The sequence below is a fragment of the Exiguobacterium sp. UBA5002 genome (genome assembly GCF_002396765.1).
GTDB lineage: Bacteria > Bacillota > Bacilli > Exiguobacteriales > Exiguobacteriaceae > Exiguobacterium_A.
In genome coordinates this window covers 1-15,713 of sequence record NZ_DGYQ01000044.1, presented here as the reverse complement: position 1 = coordinate 15,713, position 15,713 = coordinate 1, and the positions used below count along the sequence as shown (strand labels likewise).

At 46.9% G+C, this 15,713-nt stretch carries 17 protein-coding genes; 6 read left to right on the top strand and 11 right to left on the bottom strand.

Going from position 1 to position 15,713, the window contains the following annotated elements; translation table 11 throughout:
• Positions 1-50: 50 nt before the first annotated feature.
• Together B4C70_RS13205 and B4C70_RS13200 are read right to left on the bottom strand one after the other, a co-directional pair.
• On the bottom strand, positions 51-611 hold the full coding sequence (locus B4C70_RS13205; protein ID WP_290780189.1) for a GNAT family N-acetyltransferase: 561 nt from the start codon (positions 609-611) through the stop codon (positions 51-53).
• A gap of 15 nt (positions 612-626) precedes the next feature.
• Positions 627-1,862, bottom strand: coding sequence for an MDR family MFS transporter (locus B4C70_RS13200; protein WP_290780186.1), 1,236 nt, complete (start codon positions 1,860-1,862; stop codon positions 627-629).
• A gap of 102 nt (positions 1,863-1,964) precedes the next feature.
• On the opposite strand from B4C70_RS13200, the gene B4C70_RS13195 reads away from it, so the two are divergent.
• Positions 1,965-3,596: an ABC transporter substrate-binding protein gene (locus tag B4C70_RS13195; protein ID WP_290780181.1), complete on the top strand. Its 1,632-nt coding sequence runs from the start codon at positions 1,965-1,967 to the stop codon at positions 3,594-3,596.
• A gap of 139 nt (positions 3,597-3,735) precedes the next feature.
• Positions 3,736-4,875, top strand: coding sequence for a globin domain-containing protein (locus B4C70_RS13190; protein ID WP_290780178.1), 1,140 nt, complete (start codon positions 3,736-3,738; stop codon positions 4,873-4,875).
• A gap of 49 nt (positions 4,876-4,924) precedes the next feature.
• Here the strand turns inward: B4C70_RS13190 and B4C70_RS13185 are convergent, their stop codons facing one another.
• Positions 4,925-5,665: a sugar nucleotide-binding protein gene (locus B4C70_RS13185; RefSeq protein ID WP_290780175.1), complete on the bottom strand. Its 741-nt coding sequence runs from the start codon at positions 5,663-5,665 to the stop codon at positions 4,925-4,927.
• 376 nt (positions 5,666-6,041) lie between these two features.
• Positions 6,042-7,241: an MFS transporter gene (locus tag B4C70_RS13180; protein ID WP_290780172.1), complete on the bottom strand. Its 1,200-nt coding sequence runs from the start codon at positions 7,239-7,241 to the stop codon at positions 6,042-6,044.
• Between the two features lie 175 nt (positions 7,242-7,416).
• On the opposite strand from B4C70_RS13180, the gene B4C70_RS13175 reads away from it, so the two are divergent.
• Positions 7,417-7,734 carry a hypothetical protein gene (locus B4C70_RS13175; protein WP_023468204.1) on the top strand — a complete coding sequence of 106 codons (318 nt, stop codon included), beginning with the start codon at positions 7,417-7,419 and terminating at the stop codon, positions 7,732-7,734.
• Positions 7,735-7,781: 47 nt separating this feature from the next.
• Here B4C70_RS13175 and B4C70_RS13170 read toward each other — a convergent pair whose 3' ends face one another.
• Positions 7,782-8,717 (bottom strand): cation diffusion facilitator family transporter, encoded by a 936-nt coding sequence (locus B4C70_RS13170; protein ID WP_290750160.1) that lies wholly within the window; start codon positions 8,715-8,717, stop codon positions 7,782-7,784.
• 173 nt (positions 8,718-8,890) lie between these two features.
• Complete coding sequence (locus tag B4C70_RS13165) at positions 8,891-9,796, bottom strand: methyl-accepting chemotaxis protein (RefSeq protein WP_290780169.1); 906 nt, start codon at positions 9,794-9,796, stop codon at positions 8,891-8,893.
• 220 nt (positions 9,797-10,016) lie between these two features.
• Between B4C70_RS13165 and B4C70_RS13160 the strand changes: the two genes are divergently transcribed.
• The gene (locus B4C70_RS13160; protein WP_290780166.1) at positions 10,017-10,592 is read left to right on the top strand and encodes a hypothetical protein; all 576 of its coding nucleotides are present in this window, start codon (positions 10,017-10,019) and stop codon (positions 10,590-10,592) included.
• A gap of 25 nt (positions 10,593-10,617) precedes the next feature.
• On the opposite strand, the gene B4C70_RS13155 is transcribed toward B4C70_RS13160, so the two are convergent.
• The 4 genes from B4C70_RS13155 to B4C70_RS13140 all read right to left on the bottom strand — a co-directional run bounded on the left by B4C70_RS13155 (position 10,618) and on the right by B4C70_RS13140 (position 13,320).
• Complete coding sequence (locus B4C70_RS13155) at positions 10,618-10,812, bottom strand: hypothetical protein (RefSeq protein WP_290780163.1); 195 nt, start codon at positions 10,810-10,812, stop codon at positions 10,618-10,620.
• Positions 10,813-11,571: 759 nt separating this feature from the next.
• Positions 11,572-11,820: a hypothetical protein gene (locus B4C70_RS13150; RefSeq protein ID WP_290780160.1), complete on the bottom strand. Its 249-nt coding sequence runs from the start codon at positions 11,818-11,820 to the stop codon at positions 11,572-11,574.
• Between the two features lie 23 nt (positions 11,821-11,843).
• Positions 11,844-12,020: a hypothetical protein gene (locus B4C70_RS13145; RefSeq protein ID WP_214729979.1), complete on the bottom strand. Its 177-nt coding sequence runs from the start codon at positions 12,018-12,020 to the stop codon at positions 11,844-11,846.
• Between the two features lie 550 nt (positions 12,021-12,570).
• A complete protein-coding gene (locus B4C70_RS13140; protein WP_290780157.1) occupies positions 12,571-13,320 on the bottom strand; it encodes an SDR family NAD(P)-dependent oxidoreductase in 750 nt (249 codons plus the stop codon).
• A gap of 81 nt (positions 13,321-13,401) precedes the next feature.
• Here B4C70_RS13140 and B4C70_RS13135 point away from each other — a divergent pair, with 81 nt between their 5' ends.
• Positions 13,402-13,809: a MerR family transcriptional regulator gene (locus tag B4C70_RS13135; RefSeq protein WP_290780154.1), complete on the top strand. Its 408-nt coding sequence runs from the start codon at positions 13,402-13,404 to the stop codon at positions 13,807-13,809.
• Here B4C70_RS13135 and B4C70_RS13130 read toward each other — a convergent pair.
• Entirely contained in the window at positions 13,779-14,852 is a 1,074-nt protein-coding gene (locus B4C70_RS13130; RefSeq protein WP_290780151.1) for a threonine aldolase family protein, read from the bottom strand. The genes B4C70_RS13135 and B4C70_RS13130 overlap by 31 nt on opposite strands.
• Positions 14,853-14,976: 124 nt before the next feature.
• Here B4C70_RS13130 and B4C70_RS13125 point away from each other — a divergent pair, with 124 nt between their 5' ends.
• Entirely contained in the window at positions 14,977-15,654 is a 678-nt protein-coding gene (locus tag B4C70_RS13125; protein ID WP_290780148.1) for a hypothetical protein, read from the top strand.
• Positions 15,655-15,713: the final 59 nt, after the last annotated feature.

The following is a 15,713-nucleotide window of genomic DNA, read 5'->3' as shown; positions in this document are numbered from 1 at the left end:
GCTTAATTTGACAAACCGTCCACTTTAAAATAAATTAGTTTTTTTACATTTTATTTGTTTTTTTCTTCATACCGCTCACGCGTCCAGTTATAGACATGACTCGTTACGGTCCGACCGTCGATTCGTTCTAAGACGAATGGTCGATCAAGGACATGCGTAAAGCCTAGTTTCTCAATGACACGACGTGATTGTTTGTTGAAATCAAAGTGTCCGCACCAAACGACATCGATCGGCAGTTCCCTGAAGATGAAATCAATCATTGCTTCGACGATCTCCGGCATCCGTCCTTCTCCCCAATAGTTAGGAGCGAGGACATACCCGATTTCGACTTGACGGTCATGCGTGATCGCTTCGTCCGGTCGACGATTGAAGTGAAAACCGAAACTCCCGATCACTTCACCCGTCTCCTTATCGGTCACGGCATACTCGCCGGGCGACGCTTGAAAGATCCCGATCACTTCGCGGCTTTCGCCAAGCGACGCATGCGGTGCCCAACCTGCCTTCGGCCCGACATTTGGATTTTTTGCGTAAGCGTAAAGTGCTGCTGCATCGTCGTCTTGCCAACGACGCAACACGTGCCGTGTTGTTTCTAGTGTATCTGGTAAATTCATGTCGATTCCCCCTTATTAAGATACGTTTCGCTGTCGTTCGACCGATTCCTTCACGAAAAGACTTGTATAGACTAAACCGAAGCCCGTCAAAAGAATCAATCCGAGGTAAACACTCATCATCGACGGGATTAAAAATGTCCCAACTAAAATTGTCGACCGAGAAAGCAAATCAGCTCCTGCGAATGACGTCCCGGCGAAGGCCGAGTACGCCCCGCGTTGATCCGCCGGCATCATGTTCGCTTTTTGTGTGTTCAAGACCGGGGAGTAGAGCAACTCGCCGATCGTTGCGATGAAGATAAAAAGCATCAGTGCCGTCATACTGTTAGCACTCGTCACGACGACGTAACCGATCGAATAAAGAAGGAGACCTGCTGCAAGCGTTCGCCGTGGTGATAATCGTTTCGCAAGTCGCTGGACGATGAACGTCAAAGTGACGACGAGCAACGTATTTTCAATATTGATAATACTCATCATCCGGACCCCATTGATTGACCAACCGGCAAATGCGAGCGGTTCGAACGAATCGGCGAGGCGGACAGCAACGTAGCTCCCCATCGAAAACTCAGCCGCTAAGATACACATTGAACCAAAGACAACTCTGACGAACGGACGATCTTGCCAAGCAAGTTGATAACTGTTGAAGATATCGCTGAGAACGCCACGTAGCTTTTGGCGCTGCCAAGTCCGCGGCGTGTCTTCGAGAAATAGGTAGTAAGCGATCGGTAAGACAGACGACGTGAAGCTCAAGATCCAGAACAAGAGTAATTGGTTGCTGACGTAGAGCCAGCCACCGAGCGCCGTTCCGATAGTAATCGAGAGATTGATCAGCCAGTAGTCGAGCGCGTAGACCGCTTGTCGGTTTTCCTTCGTCGTCGCATCGATGATGATGGCGCTCATCGCCGGGCGACCGAGATTGCTCGTCACTGAGAAGACGGCGTAGATGACCATGAACAGCAGCATCCAGTCGAGCGTCAACGAAATCGTCATCGTGATGAACGTCAGTGCTGTTAACATCGATGTCGTGACGAGTAGGCGTTTACGTGAAAAACGATCAGCGAGATATCCGCCGAGTAGATTGGTGATGAAGCTAACGAAGACCATTGCAATTAAAAATGCACCAGCAACGACTTCGTTGAATGCCTTGACGAATAAGAGGGCCATGAACGGCATGATCGAAAACGAGACAGCCCGGTTAAAAAACGATGTGATGAGACGTACTTTAATTGGTTTCGGTATTTCTTTCCATTTCATATTGTCACCTTCCATTCTCTACCTGTATCATAAACAAGACAATACATAAGAAAAATGGACGTCATTCAAAAAAGATGTCCCCTTTTAAGGAGGATGAATGAGATGGATGCTTATCTTTTTATGTTATGGAAGACTTGCCGAAATGGAAACTACTCGATTGCGACACTCGCTGACGCCATCCATTTAAGTCCTAAACAAACAAAACGATATCTCAATAAATGGCAGGCTGAAGGCTGGATTGACTATACGAGTGGTCGTGGCCGAGGTAACTTAAGTGAACTTGTCTGGTTACGCCACGTCGAACGGGAGTATGCGAAACGGATGCTCGAGCGAATCGACCGTGACTCAATCGAATCAGTAACGGAGGAATTGACGTGGGACTGGTCACCGGCGCAAGCAGGACGGTTCATGCGCCAACTCGAGCGAAAGTTTGGCTATACGCAAACGACGTCTGATGCTTTACTGATTCCGCGAAAACGCAACTTCCTGACGACACACCCGTTAGAAGCAGCAGACATCCATAGTGCTCATCTTGTCCAGAACGTTTTCAACCGCCTGTTTACGATTGACGCTGACGGAAACATCCAGGGTGAACTGGCACATCACTATATCTGGAACGGTCCGACGCTCAGTCTCTTCTTACGCAAGGATGTGCGGTTTCATGACGGTTCGCTCCTGACGAGTAAGGAAGTAACGAAGAGCCTGCGTGCTTTAATCGCTTATCCTGCTTATGCCTATTCCTATCGGCACGTGAAACACATCGTCTCAAACGGTCCGTACCGGGTCGACCTCACACTCGATCAGCGCCGGAGTTCGATTTTGCCGCAACTTGCCTCACTTCATACGAGCATCATCAAGGACGGTATCGGTACGGGACCGTTCCAACTCGCGCAACATGACGACAAGAAAACTGTTCTAACGGCATTTCCGAATTACTTTGGGATCCGTGCTCTTCTCGACCGGATTGAGTTCATCCAGATGCCGGAGCAGTACGACCCGGTCTACCGGACGTCGGCTTCTAACTCCAGTCCGATCGATACGATCGCAACGCAATCCGGCTTTGGACTCGTCTTTCTCCATCCGCGTGTTGGCGGACCATTCGAATCGGTAGCAGCGCGACATTACATCCATCGCCTCGTTGCAGAAATCCGTGGTAACATCCATGCGTTTGAGGAACGCGCACAACCGAACGACTGTGGTTTTCTCGAGTCCTATAGTCAACCGTATACTGTCCCGGACGGTCCCGCTGTCTTATTCACGCAACCGATTCGAATCAAGATGACCGATTTCACGGACAAAGTAACACGTTGGCTCTGCGAACGGTTCGATCAAGACGGAATTCCGTACGAGTTCGTCGAGGTCGGATTTAAAGAGAGTATTACGGAGTTTCATGCGTACGACACGATCGATCTCGCTGTCCATGCTGAAGTGTTCGAGCGAAATCTACCGTTCGCCTTCTATCAGTTCATGACGAATACGTTCTCACCGCCAATCCGACTATTTCAGCAGATGCCAGAAATGCTGAAATGGATCGAACAATACGACAAGACACCGTTCGAAAACTGGCTCCCGATTCACCAAGCGATCGAGCGTTACTTGATCGACGAATCGTATTTCATTCCGTTTTATCACGATACAAGGCTAATTCCGTATCCGATCGAGCTGCAAAATATCACGATCGACTCGTTCGGTTATTTTGATTTCTCAAAGCTCTGGATTTCCAATCAATCGTGACGAATCCTTGTCGATATTTTGACTTGCTTGTGACAAAACGCACGATATTCTTTAATCTAGTATTTTAAATGTTGTATTAATGACGAGGCTACGAAATACTAAGACTGTCTTCATTACTTAGTGAAAAGGAAGTGGTCTTATGTTATCAACCTCTACCATTCAAATCGTTCAATCGACGGTTCCCGTCCTTGCGTCGCACGGTGCCGCGATCACGAAAGTCTTTTATCAGCGCTTGTTTCAAGCTCATCCGGAACTGAAACACGTCTTCAATCAATCGAATCAACGGAGCGACCGCCAATCGCAAGCACTCGCTACAGCCGTGTATGCCGCTGCTGCTCACATCGATCGACTCGAGACGTTAAAACCGGTCTTATTACCTGTGCTCCATAAGCACCGAAGTCTACAAATCAAGCCGGAGATGTATCCACTCGTCGGTCAAGAATTACTCGGAGCGATGCAAGACGTTTTAGGGGAAGCCGCAACGCCTGCAATCCTGCAAGCATGGGGCGAAGCGTACGGGGAGATTGCCGATTTGTTCATCACACTCGAAGCCGAACTATACGCGCAGGACGAACAGGCGAAAGACTTTTCCGGTTATCAGTCCGTCAAGATTTCAGATATCCAGGAACAAGCAGACGGCATCCGCTCGCTGACTTTCAAAACGGACGGTCCGCTCCCTGATTATCGAGCAGGGCAATACATCACGGTACGGATTCAGGATAGCGACGGCTTATGGCACAATCGTCAATACAGTCTGACGACGGCATCAAACACGACGACTTATACGATTGGTGTCAAACGAGAAGGCATCGTCTCGGACTACTTACATGCAGCGCAAGTCGGTGACACGGTATTGATCAGTGCGCCAGCAGGTGCCTTCACGCTTGATGCATCAGGTGAACCCGTCGTTCTGATTGCTGGTGGAATCGGCATCACACCGATGCTTGCAATGGCAGACGAAGCGTTAGCTGCTGGTCGACAGGTAACGTTACATCACGCCGTCCAAGATGAACGCAATCGTCCGTTTACAGAACAACTTGCCTTACTCGAGCAGCGTGGCGCTCGCGTCATTCGTTACGCAGAGCACCAGGCGACGGATCAAGCGGGTCGTCTGCCGAAAGACGTCATCGCAAGCATCACGGATCCGACATACGTCTGTGGTCCGGAAGCAATGATTCATTACGTCATTAAACACTTTACGGCGTCTTCGGACAAACTGCATTACGAAATCTTTGGACCAGCACTCGCTTTTGCCGCGGAAACGCCAGTCACGCAGTAAAAAACATCCCGCTCTCTTTGATACAGGTCAAGGAGAGCGGGATGTTTGATTAGAGTGGCAATCGTTCTGACAACGGACGGACCAAAACGACATCTGTCGCCATCCGGTTGTCCCGGCGCGGTTCATCGACTGGTTCAATCATCCAGTTTTTCGCGTGGAGTGTATTTAAGGCATGCGCTAAATCGTACATCGAATAACGATCGTTTCCGTTCAACTGATAGAGACCTGCTTCCTGTTCGAGTAAAATCGTAACGAGCGCTTCTGCTGTATCTTCAAGCAACGAACTCGACGGATACCAGTTTCGACTTGCTTGAATGACACCGTGTTGCTTCATCTCGTTTGTGAAGAAGTCGACCATGTTGTTCGAACCTGCCTCCGTCCCGATCTGCCAGCCGATCCGGACGATTTTTGCTTGAGCATCAATTGCTTGAATCGCTTGCTCGCAAGCAATCTTATAGGCACCATACTCATCGGTCGCATCCGGTACAGCGTCCTTTTCAATCGGTGCTGGTACGTCGTCCGAGAAAACAGATACTGTACTCGTGAAAAAGAACGGAATCCGATATTCCTGGCACAAACGGACGAGCGCTTCCGTCCAACTGACGGACCCCATCCCAATATGTAGGAAATAATCCGGTCGTTCCGTTTCTAAAAACGTCCGCATCTGAGACTCGTCAGTCGTTGAGACTTTCGTCCGATCCCACGCGACTGTCTCGATGTCGTGCTTTGCTAAGACGTCCGCAACGACGGGTGCCACCGTTCCGTTCATGCCTGTAATGATTGCTTTCACGTTGATGCTTCCCCCTTAGTTTCGATCGAAAAAATCATAAAACCACTTGCTACTTCAGTTTACACGCGAATCGCTGAATTAACGAATCTGAGGTTATTCTTCTACGACCAGTCATGACTCAAATGAAAAAAGCGCCTGCTATCCGATCTAATCTCGGTAAGCAGGCGCACTGTTTAGTTCATGATTACTCCGAAACGCCTTCCGTTGCCATTCGGCGCCACAGTACATTCAAGAAGACCGTCATCCCACTGATCGGAATCAAAAACAATAACGCCGTAATCCATAAACTCTCCATCGACTCCACTCCTCATCGTTCATTTCTATCTCTAGTGTACAGAAGCGCGAAACCGCTTACCTCCACCTCAAGGCGGATATTTCATCCGACCTTGTCCTGTCGTTCCTCAGCAAAGGAAACGGTACGATGAAGGAGCAACAAGATACTAGTCATGATAAGACCACTTAAAGCAAAGAACAGGAAAACGAACGAGACGCTAAAGAGCGACGTCAAGTACGATGATAATCCGTAACAGAGTGCAGAACACGCCGTTGATGCTGCGACCATCGCCGTTCGAACCCGTCCTAGCAAGTGTGCAGGCGTCGAGCGCTGCAACAAGGTCGCAAACGGAATCCCGAACAATGTCAGCGCCATACCGAGCAAGACAAACCCACCGACAGCCACTGGGACGAACGAGACATAGGCGACGATTGCGATTGCGAGTCCTTGCAAAACGACGGCAAAACGAAACAGCTTATCCTGCCGTACGGAGACGACCCACTTGCCGTAAAGGAGCGACATCGTGATCCCCCCGATCACCGTCGCCAGTTCGAGTGCAGAAAATGTTTGAGCATTCCCCGATAAGACATCCTTGGCATATGGTGCAAGTAAGGTATTCATCGGTGTGATCATCCAGTTCGCAATGATCGCACAACCAAGGATCCATTTTAAGCGACCGTCACGCGCGACGTAATGAACCCCTTCGAGCAACGCTTCGCGGTACGATCCGACACGCGCTCCTTCTGCGACTTGTCCCGTCATGTGTCGGACGAGTAACCAGGCAATGAGATGCAGTCCCAGATCGAGCCACAAGATACTCGTAATCGAAAAATGAGCAACCATCATCCCACCAAGTAAGAATCCGCTTAACGTCCCGATTCGTTCGATTGTTGCGAGATAGGCATTCGCTTGCGGCAATTGGTCATCTTCGACTAGATCAACGACCCACGTGAAGACAGCATTTCCACCAACGATTTGCAGGATCGTCTGAACGACGAGCAAGCAAAGTAACCACGGTAAGACGACGTCTGTCAGACCGATTCCCGCTAACGTAATACCAAGCGCTAGCAAGCGAATGAGTAAGGACGTTTGATACAACGATGCGCTGACGAAACGGTCAATCCACGGTCCAACGAACGTTGAGACGAGAAAACGAATCAAAAACACACCTGTTGCAAGCAAGGCGACACCTGAAGCACTAATCTGTTCCGCGCTCAACCAGTAAATCGCAATATAAACAAAACTCGTCCCGACAGTCGATAACAAATCGGAGACATACATAAAACGAAACGCACGTGACATGATGCTTTATTCCTTTCCTAAAACGACTTCTTGTTCATCTTACAATTTTTCTCAATTGCTGCCCATTCTTTTTTCGTCATCACATCGTCATCGTCTGTTAAGGCATTCTTACCCATCTGTAACAGAGCCGACATGTTCATTCGCTATACTAAAACGCATAGGGAGGTGAAGATCCATGAAAACGCAAACGCGTTATGACTATGAAACCGAACAGGAACAGGTCGACGTCCCGTCTGAGGCACGTCTAGGCTATTACTTTCTTTTGATTGTCCTGCCGCTTGGTCTCGCGCATCTTGTCCAGTCGCTTGCTCCTTCGCCGGATCAACACCACTCGTCCGTATTGACGGGTTTGACGTTCTTATCCATCGTCTTTTTCATGTACTTAGGTAACCGAGCTGCTGGAAATGCCAAAACGACCTTTTTCGGATACTCGATGTTCTTGAGTATCAGTCTGTTCGCGACGCTGTTTCTACCAACGGTGCCGATCATTTGAGCATAAGCAAACGAGCACATGTCCGACTTTGGACGTGTGCTCGTTTTTTAATGCGTATGCGATTCGTGTTTGCCGTCACAATACAACGTATTGCCATGTGCATGTTGATCCGTCTCGACCTGGATGGTCGCGTGGTTAATCCCGACGTGTTTCAAATCGTGATCAATCTGTTCGCGAATCGATTCTGACTCCCGTACGGTCATGTCCTCCTTGACGACGACGTGACACGATAACGCGTTATAACCACTCGTGATCGACCAGATGTGTAGATCATGTAATCCGAGAACGGCTTCGTTCGTCTGAATTGTCGAAACGACCTCATCAATGTCGACATCACTCGGCGTTCCTTCCATTAAGACGTGTACGGACGCCTTCGTCACGTAATAACCACTCCGTAAGACGAGGATCGCTACGATGATACTCGCAAGTGGATCCGCCCATCCCCAACCGAAGAACAGGATCAGCAAGGCGGCTACAATCGCACCGACCGATCCGAGCATGTCGCTTAAGACGTGCAGATACGCACCGCGCATGTTGAGGTTATGTTCGTGCCCACCGCCGCGTGTCATGATCCAGGCAACTAAAATGTTGACGAGCAACCCGAGGACACTAATGATCAGCATCCCCGTCGTTGCGACAGCGGGTGGATCGATGAAGCGTTGAATGGCTTCAATGAAAATATAGAGAGCGATGACAATCAGCGTCACGCCATTTAGAATTGCGGCTAAGATTTCAAAGCGTTTTGAACCGAACGTCTTGTTCGCATCCGGTGCTTGACTCGAGAACTGGAAGGCTAACAGGGCAATCGCAAGTGAAATCGAATCACTTAACATGTGCCCGGCGTCTGATAACAATGCCAAACTGTTCGTCCAAATCCCGCCGATGACCTCGACGATCATGAACACAGTAATGATCAGGAACGACAGGCCGAGTACCTTTTTATTGTCCGTATGATGATGGTGGTGATGATGATCATGTGCCATGACATTGCCTCCTTTTACCTTTCATTCAAACGTCTATTTGAATTATAACGTGCCTCCGTTCTGCAGTCAATGGGCTCACGTGTTATATCCCACGCCTGTACTCTTCCAAAACGACTAATCTGACTATACAAAAAAAGCGATGACTTCTCGCCATCGCTCTCTTTGTATTCTTCTCAAATAAACGACCGAAAGTCTTCCGTTTGTTGCTCGAGTTGATGTGCGACCTCTTCGATCGCGGTAAAACGTTGCATCGTTTCCTTTACAATCGCAAGGCTTGACGCGACTTCGAGATGGGACGCTTCAATCTTTTTCATCATCGCCATGATTTGACGGTTCATCGTTTCCGTATTCGTCCGTACTTCGACGACTGCACTGCCGACTAAATCCGATAAATTTTTGACTTCACTCGCAACGACGGTGAACCCTTTGCCCTGTTCTCCAGCACGTGCCGCTTCGATTGCCGCGTTCAGCGACAACAGGTTCGTTCGGGCAGCGATTTCCTTGATCGTATCAGCAATCTTCGTGATCTCGATCGCTTGGGCATATAATGTTTCGAACGTCTGCTGGTTCTCAGCCGTTTCACTTGCGATTGTGTGCATCGTCTCTTGAAGTTGATTGCCCTCTTTAGAGCCTTGAATCGACTGCAGATTCAGTCCTTCAGCGAGTGTCTGGAAGCTTTTCGCATATCCTTGTACACGGTCGATCCGGTCCGTGATGTTACTCGCGATCTTGACGACGCCGACGACTTCTTCTCCCTCAAAGATCGGCATGTAAGTGGCTTCAAGCCATAAAATATCACCACGAGCATCAACGCGCTTGATTTTATCCGCTGTACTGAAGCCCGAAAACAGGCGTGTCCAAAAGTCCTGATACTCACGGCTGTTCGCGAATTCTGGTGTACAAAACGTATGGTGCTGTAAGCCAATCATCTCATCCCGCTTATACTTCATCGTTTTCGCAAACAAGTCGTTAACGTCGATGACCCGTCGTTGGCGATCAAAACAGACCATCGCGACGTTTGATTCAAGGCTCGATAAGATTGCTGGTGAGCGCAATGGTCTCGGTAAGGTTTCATTCATGGTGTCATTAACTCCTTCTATGTGTCAATCATGTTCTATGACAGTTTCATATATGAACATTCTGTACCTATCTATCGTCATCAATTGATCTTTTTTATAGTTTCATTCAAAAAAAAAGAACAATCCTTTATTACTGAGGTATGGTCAGACTCACTCACATTTAAGAACTATAGCTGTTACACTAGGGATATGGCATTTGATACGGACAGGGGGAAACAGCATGGATTATGAAAAAGCATCTCACAAGTTCCAACACCGAAAGCAACAGTTGACGTTAAAAAAAGAAACGGTCATCGAGCGCGTATCCCGGCGATATAATGCAATCGAAATACCGAAAGACGACATCTCGGATTTAGTGAATGATGATCAACTCGAATACGATGCCATCTTTTGCTGCTTGAAGATTGATGACGTTGCCCTCTTGAATTCGCTTTTTACGCCTAGTGAATTAGACGATTTCGAGTGGGAAATACAAGATAATAAAAGGAAAAATCGACGATACCGATATGCTAATCAGAAAGAAGCAGATTACAATCAATTGATTCTCGATGAGATGGAAGGACGCCGAATTGATATCATCTTAGAGAGCCTTGACGGTACATATATCACTGGATTCTTGGTTAGGAATCAATCCGAAGTAATCGGCTCTTACTTATATGCTCTCGTCGGTGGTGCACATTTTGCCGATCCTGTCGTAAAAAACCTCGTCATTCGAGCCAGAGAGCTGACAGAAGAAGAAGTCGAAGAATCATATCGTGATTATCTCGACGATTTAGTTCGGTGGGGTCATATTTAAAAAGAACGATGGACTTCAAATGAAATCAATCGTTCTTCGTTTGCGCTTCGATTTTCTCGTTCCGAGCAGTCTCAAAGTTGCGATAAATCGTAAATCCTACTAAACCAATCAACCAGATAATGCCATACCCGAGTTCCCAGTCTAAGCCGAAATACAAGATTGACGACGTGATGACGACAATCAGGATTAAGCGAATGCTCGACAGATGATATTTACTCATGATGTCCCTCCTTTTCTACCGCCACCGAAGTAGATGTATGTCACGAATAGAATTAACGTCCACGTAAAAACCGCGAATATGATTTTAAATAAGCCGTCAGGCAGTATTTTTGAAATATATAACATGGTCATTAGGATTGAAAACGTTAAATGGTTATTTCTCATTTGTGTAGAGAGCTTATCCCAATTGAGCAGGACAAGTAGTACCGCGACGGGTGCGAGGAGTGCCGTTAGGAAGAAGAACGGAACGTTCCTCATATAGTACGGTATCTCGTCTTTGTTTTTTCTCATCACATATCTCTCCTCATCTGCAATATAGAATACCTAGCTTCTCTATTCATTTCATCGGAACGGATGTGATTGCATGAAAAAAAGAAGTATGCCCGCTGATCTATACTCTTATCGTTCTCGTCATCTTGGTAGCTGCCTATCCGACTTACCTCTTCGTTTCTAAAACGATGACTGAAATCAAGATTGAACGAATGTTAGTTAAATCAGGATACGACCAAGATATTTCAAAAAAAGAAACGATCTTTGAGTCGAAGACCGGAAGATATGTGTTGGAAGTTAAATACACGAATGAAGCGGACTATATATACAACTATGAAATCGTTGAAGATCATATACTGACGACTGTATACGACCAGCATCATGTTGAAGTGACTGGCTCCGTTCAACATGAATTAAAATAGATATCGTACTTTAAATAACAATCGAGCCCATTCAGCGATCGCACGAATGAACTCGATTTATGTACCTCTTAACATTCTTCTTTCATGTTCAGTGATTCTGCCGAGCGAATCGTAATTTGTTTTGTAGCATCATCGATGGATATGACACAATCCCATGTCGGCTTTAACTGAAGGACATCATTTCGATCCAACCACAAGACCGCAGTCAGTTCGATGAAGTCCCCCATCACTACCATTTTTCTCGCCTTCTCATCAATGACAGCATATAGTTCATCCTCTAAGTTGATTTTCCAGTCAAAAAATTCACTGACGTTCATTCTTTATCTCTCCCAACTCTACATCATTCCGCCGTAGAGAACGTAATCTTCCATTTCTTCCGTGCAATCAATACAACGATTAGCGAAGCCAACAAAGATATTTTAAGCGTCGTATCATCGATTACATGTAATCCGTAATGCAGTGAAAAGAGCGTCGCGAGTAAGAGAACGACGAGTCCTAAGAACATCATGTTTTTCATTCAATCACCTCTTTTCCAACAGCCATCTGGCGATACTTTCAATGTTCCGAAATGTATCGTCCAACTACATTCCCCTTGTTTTTAAATTGTCGATATGATTAAACTAATACAAGAACACAAAAAAAGGAAGTCATTCATGATAAAAAAATCCATAAACTACTTTTTATTGTCATTTATGTTGATTGTTATCATCTTGAATCTTTTGAATGGTCGAGTAATTGAAAATGAACGGTTAACGTTAGCCGTGAACATCGCTATCGTGCTGATGGCGTTATTCTTTATCCGCTTGAGGTTCTCAAAACGAAAACGTAAATAAAATGCTAAGTAGTATGTAAAGGTGGTCAAATCGTGGGACAATTCATGATTTTCGGCGCTCTAATAAATCTTTTGATTATCGGCGCAGTCGTCTATGTCGTATGAAAGTTAACAAAGAAACTCTTAAAAAAATAAGTAATTGATGTCTTTTTTGATGCATTCATGAAATTCGTATAAATTATGTTTACATAAGTAAGGTCCCTTTCTCAATTGAAAAAGGAACCTTACTTAGTTTTTATCCCGCGTAATTGAACAATGGACCACGCAATTCAAATTCATACGTTTCGCCGTCGACGATGCCGACGAATGCGTCACTTTCGATTAACTGATGCAGGAAGCCTGCCATTTCAGCCGCCGTATGATATTTCTTAACGTTCTTGCTGTAGTCGAACCCTACTTCCCCGCGCGAACGATCGGCGAACTCTGTCTCGGTCGCAGCTGGTGCGAGCACTTTCGCCCGGAGTTTTGCGCCGCCTTTTTGCAGTTCTTGCGCGAGTCCTTCCGTATAGGCACTGACATAGAACTTCGTCGCGCAGTACGTGACCGCATTCGGCACGATCCGGTAGCCGCCGGCTGATGAGATATTGACAAGTGTCGTTCCTTCGACATCATGATGGTCGCGGACGAACAGACTCGACAAAATCGTCAGTGCCTCGATGTTCAAGCGGAGCATCTTTTCGATTTTCCCGAGATCGATATCCTGGACGAAATCAAAATCACCAAACCCAGCATTATTGATCCATGTTTCAATTTCAAGTTCATTTAAGCCTTCATAAAGATCATGAACGTTTTGGTTATCAGAAAGGTCGATCGACTTGAGGATGACATCACTGTCTGGTGAAATCTGTTTGACTTCATCCCGGAGTTTTTCGAGTTCAGACGTCCGGCGCGCGACGAGGACGAGTGACTTTCCTTTTCCTGCGAGTAGTTTTGCCGTCTCATACCCAATTCCTGAACTTGCTCCTGTAATGACTGTGTACTTCATTTAGCGTATCCCCTTTTCGATTGGTATAGTCAGAGTCTAATCTTTAGAGTGAACTCTAAGTCAAGCAGAAAGGTGAGATTCATGTATACGATTTCTGAAATCAGTCGACTGACGATGACGAGTGCCCTTACGATTCGCTATTATGAGAAAGAAGGATTACTGTTTCCGAAGCGTCAGAATGGCCAACGACGTTACGACGACCAAGACGTGACGTGGCTTCGATTTGTCCTCCGCTTACGTGAAACGCATATGCCGATCGAGCAAATCCGTACGTATGTGTCACTGTTTCTTGCTCACGGCGAGCAGGATACGACCCGCGAACGCCTTGCATTGCTTGAAGCACACCATGCAAACGTCTTAGCTCAACTGGCAGCATTACAAGAAACGGAGCGAAGGATCGCAGAAAAAGTCGACACTTATCGTCGCCTCCATCCTACGATTTTCGCTCCTGATGTCATTCAATCCGCTGAGAACGCCTCCGTCAATTGACGAAAGGCGCTTTCGCGTTCGTCAGTCGTCAATGCAAGAAAACTATCGCCGATATTGATTTCCGTTGCGCAGCCTTTTTCTTTCTCGACAAGATAGCCGGCGATACCAACTTTTCCGTGCAACTGGATTTCAATCAATTTTTCCTCGACGACTGCTTTATCTGCCTCAAAGTAAAGGTGAAACATGTTTGAGACCGGCTCAAGGGGACGAGTCGAGATGCCTGGTATCGCATTCAAGCTGCTCGCTAGTGCTTTTGCGGCTACATGGTACTCCGCCATCCGGTCTTTTCGTTGTTCATAATAATGATCCGCGGATAGAATATACGGATAGAGACTAATCAAATCACCGCCATAGCGACGTTTCCAGATGCGAGCCTCGAGACAAAATGCTTCCGGTCCGGCTAAGATCGCTCCTGCGACGCCGCCAAGACCTTTATAAAAAGAGATATAGACACTGTCAAATAACTCTGCGATTTCTTTTGCCGATGCCTCATAGTACGGTAAAATTTCAAGTAGGCGTGCCCCATCCAAGTGCAGACGGATTCCTTGTTCCCGTGCATATGCGCAAATGATTTCAAGTTCCTCACGCGACGGAAGCAGTCCGCCGAGTTCGCGTTGTGGCAGTTCGAGTAACAAGCAACTGACGTCCGGCAAGGCTTTGACGTCGTCTATCGTCATTAAGCGATCGACTTCTCCGACTAGTACTGGTTTAATCCCGTGTAATTCCTTCAACCCATCCTGCTCATGAATCTCGAGGTGACAAAGGGGATGGTAGGCAACCTTACGATTATTCCGTTCATCAGACCAGATCCGTAACGCAATTTGTTGCGCCATCGTACCACTCGGGAAAAAGACCGCATCCTCATGCCCAAATAACTCTGCCATCTTGCGCTCGAACGTCTTGATGAATTCGCCGTTGCCATAGATGTCACTTGGTTGATCAGCTGAAACAGTTCGCAGCGCTTCTTGTAACACGCCAACCGTCCGACTACCATGTCCATCTAAACGTTTCGTCGTTTCTTGGTAACTCGATCGTAAATCCATCTCTTTCATTCCCTTCTAAATCAATGACTATTTTTTGAAAAAATCAAAATATTCCCTCTCCACTTTTGCTATACTGTGTAGCGAAAGTCTGTTAAACGTACTCGTCAAAGGAGGTGTCCCTATCGTGCAAACGCTTCGCACTCGCCTATTGCTTCTTATTCCACTTGTCTGTCTACTACTACTTACCGTGCAACAATTCGTCCCGTCGCTCTATACGTCACTGTTTGGACGAATTGATCCAGCAACGAATACATATTGCGTCGATCGTTGTGGTCCAAAGGAATCGATCTTCGATACGATCGAAGAAGGAACGTCTTATGGCGAGAGCACGGTTACGATGAGCGAAGCCGATCCACCAGCTCCATGGTTCCGGACAGGATTCGATTCTTCGGTTACGACACCTCCTTATCTTCTCATACTATGTCTTATTCTCCTGTTTTGTAGCTGGTTTTTCTGGCATTATCTTCAGTGGTTGCGTCGACCTCGTATTGATCCATCAGGATATGCGCTTCCCCCACGGTTCCCGATTTTCATTTATGAGACGAAAGACCTGCCCGCTGACTCGATTCGAAAACAACTCGCTCACTTTAATGCACAATTGCCACTTTCCTTACAACGCCGTACCCACGAGACGGTAACGGAATGGTTCGACCGAATTGCGTTCCCGTCTCCTGTTGATCCGCTCTACTTCGAAGTGCGATATGGGAAGGTGCCTGTCATCTCGACGCATCAATTGACCTTCTTCGCCCAAGCGATGGAGCAGTATCTTCGAAAATGCCAAGTCCAGTCATCGATCTCTTGAATTCTGCCGCCCTGCTCATTGAAGCTTGGCGGTTTTTCTTATGACGGTTTGTCAAATTA

What these genes read in the sequence shown, in the direction of transcription:
- B4C70_RS13205 (WP_290780189.1), bottom strand. Translation starts at nt 611, where the DNA reads ATGAATTTACCAGATACACTAGAAACAACACGGCACGTGTTGCGTCGT.
- B4C70_RS13200 (WP_290780186.1), bottom strand. Translation starts at nt 1,862, where the DNA reads ATGAAATGGAAAGAAATACCGAAACCAATTAAAGTACGTCTCATCACA.
- B4C70_RS13195 (WP_290780181.1), top strand. Translation starts at nt 1,965, where the DNA reads ATGGATGCTTATCTTTTTATGTTATGGAAGACTTGCCGAAATGGAAAC.
- B4C70_RS13190 (WP_290780178.1), top strand. Translation starts at nt 3,736, where the DNA reads ATGTTATCAACCTCTACCATTCAAATCGTTCAATCGACGGTTCCCGTC.
- B4C70_RS13180 (WP_290780172.1), bottom strand. Translation starts at nt 7,241, where the DNA reads ATGTCACGTGCGTTTCGTTTTATGTATGTCTCCGATTTGTTATCGACT.
- B4C70_RS13175 (WP_023468204.1), top strand. Translation starts at nt 7,417, where the DNA reads ATGAAAACGCAAACGCGTTATGACTATGAAACCGAACAGGAACAGGTC.
- B4C70_RS13170 (WP_290750160.1), bottom strand. Translation starts at nt 8,717, where the DNA reads ATGGCACATGATCATCATCACCACCATCATCATACGGACAATAAAAAG.
- B4C70_RS13165 (WP_290780169.1), bottom strand. Translation starts at nt 9,796, where the DNA reads ATGAATGAAACCTTACCGAGACCATTGCGCTCACCAGCAATCTTATCG.
- B4C70_RS13160 (WP_290780166.1), top strand. Translation starts at nt 10,017, where the DNA reads ATGGATTATGAAAAAGCATCTCACAAGTTCCAACACCGAAAGCAACAG.
- B4C70_RS13155 (WP_290780163.1), bottom strand. Translation starts at nt 10,812, where the DNA reads ATGAGTAAATATCATCTGTCGAGCATTCGCTTAATCCTGATTGTCGTC.
- B4C70_RS13150 (WP_290780160.1), bottom strand. Translation starts at nt 11,820, where the DNA reads ATGAACGTCAGTGAATTTTTTGACTGGAAAATCAACTTAGAGGATGAA.
- B4C70_RS13145 (WP_214729979.1), bottom strand. Translation starts at nt 12,020, where the DNA reads ATGAAAAACATGATGTTCTTAGGACTCGTCGTTCTCTTACTCGCGACG.
- B4C70_RS13140 (WP_290780157.1), bottom strand. Translation starts at nt 13,320, where the DNA reads ATGAAGTACACAGTCATTACAGGAGCAAGTTCAGGAATTGGGTATGAG.
- B4C70_RS13135 (WP_290780154.1), top strand. Translation starts at nt 13,402, where the DNA reads ATGTATACGATTTCTGAAATCAGTCGACTGACGATGACGAGTGCCCTT.
- B4C70_RS13130 (WP_290780151.1), bottom strand. Translation starts at nt 14,852, where the DNA reads ATGGATTTACGATCGAGTTACCAAGAAACGACGAAACGTTTAGATGGA.